The sequence below is a fragment of the Terriglobales bacterium genome (genome assembly GCA_035543055.1).
In the GTDB taxonomy this organism is placed as follows: Bacteria; Acidobacteriota; Terriglobia; order Terriglobales; family Acidobacteriaceae; genus JAIQFD01.
The window spans coordinates 1-4,815 of the sequence record DATKKJ010000092.1 but is presented as its reverse complement, the minus strand read 5'-3'; the positions used below and the strand labels follow the sequence as shown (position 1 = coordinate 4,815).

Annotated in this window: 4 protein-coding genes; all 4 read left to right on the top strand. The window is 66.8% G+C overall.

Going from position 1 to position 4,815, the window contains the following annotated elements:
- On the top strand, positions 1-607 hold a 607-nt coding region (gene tilS, locus VMS96_07015; protein ID HVP43166.1), incomplete at its 5' end, for a tRNA lysidine(34) synthetase TilS.
- Positions 604-1,173: a phosphoribosyltransferase family protein gene (locus tag VMS96_07010; protein HVP43165.1), complete on the top strand. Its 570-nt coding sequence runs from the start codon at positions 604-606 to the stop codon at positions 1,171-1,173. The genes tilS and VMS96_07010, both read left to right, overlap by 4 nt.
- A gap of 136 nt (positions 1,174-1,309) precedes the next feature.
- On the top strand, positions 1,310-3,220 hold the full coding sequence (gene ftsH, locus VMS96_07005) for an ATP-dependent zinc metalloprotease FtsH (GenBank protein HVP43164.1): 1,911 nt from the start codon (positions 1,310-1,312) through the stop codon (positions 3,218-3,220).
- 121 nt (positions 3,221-3,341) lie between these two features.
- The coding region (locus VMS96_07000) for an NAD(P)/FAD-dependent oxidoreductase (protein HVP43163.1) at positions 3,342-4,815 on the top strand (1,474 nt) is incomplete at its 3' end.

Below are 4,815 nucleotides of genomic sequence, written 5' to 3'. Positions count from 1 at the left end.
GCTGAGTTGGCCGTTGGCGGTGCAGCGCCGGGTCCTGCGGGAGGTCGGGCGGCAGGTGGGGGCTCGCCTCGAGTTCCGCGAAGTGGAGAAAATCAGGAGGTTCGTCGCTGGGGGGGCGGGCCGGGAGATCGAGCTGAGCGGTGGCTGGGTGGCCCGGTTGGGGCTGGATGGGCTGTGGCTGGAGCGGGGCAGCCCGCCACCGCCGGCGGACTTCGAACATGCCCTGCCGGTACCTGGTGAGGTACGGGTTCCCGAGTTAGGAACGGTGGTCAAGGCGTTATTGGCGGGCAATCGGGAGAACCGGCCGGGGTATAATCGCGCCCAAGCCTTGGACCGGAAGAAACTCGCGCCGGAGCTGACGATTCGCAACTGGCGCGCGGGCGACCGCTTCTGGCCGGCACACACGAAGTCAGCGAAGAAAGTAAAGGAGTTGCTGCAGGCGAAGCGTGTGCCGGAGGGGGAGCGGAAAAGGTGGCCAGTGGCGGTCAGCCGGGGAACCATCGTATGGGTCCGAGGGCTGGCGCCGGGGCGGGAGTTCGCCGCCGGGCCGGAATGCAGGGAGGCGGTGGTGATCGAAGAGATCACGCCCGCACAGGACAACCCATGACAACACCAGAAAGCCAGGCCGACGATTTCCGGTCGAACCTGAAGATCCTGGTCACCACCGAGCAGATCCAGAAACGGGTGAAGGAACTCGGGCGGCAGATCTCGGAAGACTACAAGGGGAAGACCATCCTCGCGGTCTCGGTGCTGGAGAACGGGTTCATGTTCGCCGCCGACCTGGTGCGGACCTTGGAGGGGCCGGTGGTGTGCCAGTTCGTCAAGCCGGAGCAGAACGAACAGGGGAATACCGTCAGTATCTTCTTCACGCCGGAACTGGACGTGAAGGGGCAGCACGTGGTGCTGATCGAAGTCCTGGTGCAGTCCGGGGTGACGAGCGAGTTCCTGATGCGGAACCTGCTGGCCCGGGGGGCGGCGTCGGTGAAGCTGGTGACCTTCCTGGACAAGCAGTCGGAGCGCCGGGTGTCGCTGCAACCGGATTATTTCGGGTTCCTGATCGACGAGTCGTACGTGGTGGGGTACGGCCTGGGGGCGCCGCAAGTGGGGCGGAACCTGCCCTATATCGCCTGCACCGCGCAGCGGCCGGCGATGACAGCCTCCACACGTTCGTAACCGGCCGGGGGCGCCGGGGAGAACGTTTCGCGCAGAAAAGGGTTTACAATTTTAAAAGAAGAATGGCCCGGCGGCCGGGCATCTAAGAGAGTGCTGGTTTTGTGTTTGCGGGGTCTAAGGGAGTAGAGGAGAAACAGTGAATTCGACGGTAAAGACGATCGTGTTCTGGCTGGTGATCGTCCTGTCCTGCGTGCTGCTGTGGCAAGTGGTGAAGAACGGCGGCGGCGGCCAAAAAGAACAGGAAATCAGTTACTCGGAGTTCCGCTCGCGCGTGGACCAGGGCAACGTGTCCGAGGTCACGGTCCAGAGCACCGATCTGCGGGGCAAGAACCGCAACGACAAAGGCACATTCCACACCACCCTGCCGCAGAACGATCCTGACCTGATCAAGGCGCTGCGCGACAAGGGCGTGAACATCAACGTGAAGGACGCGTCGGCGGGCAGCTGGCCGAGCTGGCTGCTGCAGCTCTCCCCCCTGATCCTGTTCGGAGCGCTGTGGTTCATCATGATCCGCCAGATGCAGACCGGCGGGTCGAAGGCGCTGTCGTTCGGCAAGAGCCGGGCGCGGCTGCTCTCCATGCAGCAGAAGAAAGTCACGTTCAAGGACGTGGCGGGCGTGGATGAGGCCAAGGAAGAGCTGCGGGAGATCATCGAGTTCCTGCGCGAGGCGCAGAAGTTCCAGAAACTGGGCGGACGCATCCCCAAGGGCGTGTTGCTGGTCGGGCCCCCGGGAACCGGCAAGACCCTGCTTGCGCGGGCGGTAGCCGGCGAGGCCAACGTGCCCTTCTTCTCCATCTCCGGCTCGGACTTCGTGGAGATGTTCGTGGGCGTGGGCGCCAGCCGGGTGCGCGACCTGTTCGAGCAGGGCAAGAAGAACGCCCCCTGCATCATCTTCATCGACGAGATCGACGCGGTGGGACGCCATCGCGGGGCCGGCCTGGGCGGCGGTCACGACGAGCGCGAGCAGACCCTGAACCAGCTGCTGGTGGAGATGGACGGCTTCGAATCCAACGAAGGCGTCATCCTGATCGCCGCGACCAACCGTCCCGACGTGCTCGACCCGGCGCTGTTGCGTCCCGGCCGATTCGACCGGCGGGTAGTCGTAGCGCGGCCCGATGTGCGCGGACGAGAAGAGATCCTGCGCGTGCACACCCGCAAGATCCCGCTCAACGACGACGTCGATCTGTCGGTGCTGGCGCGCGGCACCCCGGGGTTCTCGGGCGCCGACCTGGCCAACCTGGTCAACGAAGCGGCCCTGAACGCCGCCCGGCAGAACCGCAAGACCGTGACCATGTACGACTTTGAGCTGGCCAAGGACAAGGTGCTCATGGGCGCGGAGCGCAAGTCCATGATCCTGTCCGAGGAAGAGAAGCGCATGACCGCCTATCACGAGGCGGGGCACGCGCTGGTCGCGGCCATGATGAAGCACAGCGACCCGCTGCACAAGGTCACCATCATCCCGCGCGGCATGGCCCTGGGCGTGACCATGCAGTTGCCGATCGACGACAAGCACACCTACAGCCGCGAGTACCTGGAGACGCGCATCGCCATCATGATGGGCGGGCGCGTGGCCGAGGAGCTGTTCCTGGAGCAGATGACCACCGGCGCGGGCAACGACATCGAGCAGGCCAGCGACCTGGCCCGCAAGATGGTCTGCGAGTGGGGCATGAGCGACCTGGGCCCCATCACCTTCGGCAAGAAGGAAGAGCAGATCTTCCTGGGGCGCGAGATCGCGCAGCACCGCGACTTCAGCGAGGCTACGGCGGTCAAGATCGACCAGGAGGTCCGGCGGCTGGTGGACCAGGGCTACAGCGCGGCCAGGGCCATCCTGGAGAACAACCGGGAGAAGCTGGAGATGCTGGCCCAGGCGCTGCTGGAGCGCGAGGTGCTCGACGCCAACGAGATCAAGATGGTGATCGAGGGCAAGGACCTGCCGACCAAGCCCACCGCGCCGGCCCCGAGTGACGAAGCCACGCAGCAGGTGCTCAAGCCTACGGGCGAGCGCCAGCCGGGCATCGTGCCGGGGGAGAGGCCTTCTCCTGCGTAGGAGTCAGGAGTCAGCGAGGGCGATCCGAAAAGGGTCGCCCTTTCTTATTGTGTGGCGCGGGCGTGCCGCCCGCGCTGCCCGGCCGGCACGGCCGGGCCACACCCCCATGTAGAATCGCGACGTGAAGATCGCCAAGGCGGCAGAGATCCCCGACGCCGAGGTAGTGGTGGTGGGCAGCGGGCCTAACGGGCTGGCGGCCGCCATCACCATGGCGCGGGCCGGTTGTTCGGTCGTGGTGGTGGAGGCCGAGGAGCAGATCGGGGGCGGCGCCCGCAGCGGCGAGCTCACCCTGCCGGGGTTCCAGCACGACCTGTTCTCGGCGGTGTACCCGCTGGGCATTAGCTCCCCGTTCTTCCGCTCGCTGCCTCTGCGCGAGCACGGCCTGGAGTGGGTGACGCCGGCGGCGGCGGTGGTGCATCCATTCGACGACGGCACGGCAGCGGTGCTGGAGGGCACGGTCGAGGACACCGGGCGCGGGCTGGGCGACGATGCTCGCGCCTACAAGCGGCTGGTGGGACCGCTGGCGGCGGAGTGGCAGGAACTGCTCGACGATGTGCTGGCGCCGCCGCGCTTACCGCGGCACTGGCTGAGTGCGATGCAGTTCGGCAGCAGCGCCTTCTGGCCGGCGGAGACCCTGGCGCGGGCCGACTTCAGCGGCGAGCCGGCGCGCGCCTTCTTCGCCGGCAACGCGGCCCACTCCATGCTGCCGCTGCACAAGACCTTCACCGCTGCCTTCGGGATGGTGTTGTGCGCCTCCGGGCACGCTGTGGGCTGGCCGTTCGCCAAAGGTGGGGCGCAGAAGATCAGCGACGCGCTGGCGTCGTATCTCCGGTCGCTGGGCGGCAAGGTCGTGACCGGCACGCGCGTCGATTCGCTGGGTGAGTTGCCGCCCGCCAAGGCGGTGCTGTGTGACCTGACGCCGCGGCAGCTCTTGAAGATCGCGGGCGAGAAGCTGCCGTATCTCTATCGCCGGATGCTCAAGCGCTACCGCTACGGGATCGCGGCCTTCAAGATGGACTGGGCGCTGGACGGGCCGGTACCGTGGAAAGCAGAAGCGTGCCGCCGGGCGGGGACCATCCACGTCGGCGGGACGCTGAAGGAGATGGCGCAAGCGGAATGGCAGGCGTGGCGCGGGCGGGCGCCGGAGAAGCCGTTCGTCATCCTGGCCCAGCCCAGCCTGTTCGACGCGACGCGTTCGCCCTCAGGCAAGCATGTTCTCTGGGGCTATGCCCACGTCCCCAACGGCTGCACCGTGGAAATGGCGGAGCGGGTCGAGGCGCAGATCGAGCGCTTCGCTCCCGGGTTCCGCCAGCGGATCATCGGGCGCTCGGTGATGGACCCGGCGCAACTGGAGAGCCGCAACGCCAACCTGGTGGGCGGCGACATCAACGCCGGCAGTCCGGTGTTCCCACAGCTCTTCGTGCGCCCCACGCACAAGCTGTACGCGACACCGCTGGAAGGGGTCTACATGTGCTCAGCGTCCACGCCCCCGGGCGGCGGGGTGCATGGAATGTGCGGATTCTTTGCGGCGGAGGCGGCGCTGAAGAAGGTGTTCCCGGAACGCGTCGCCAACATCGCCCCACTAGCGTGGGGCT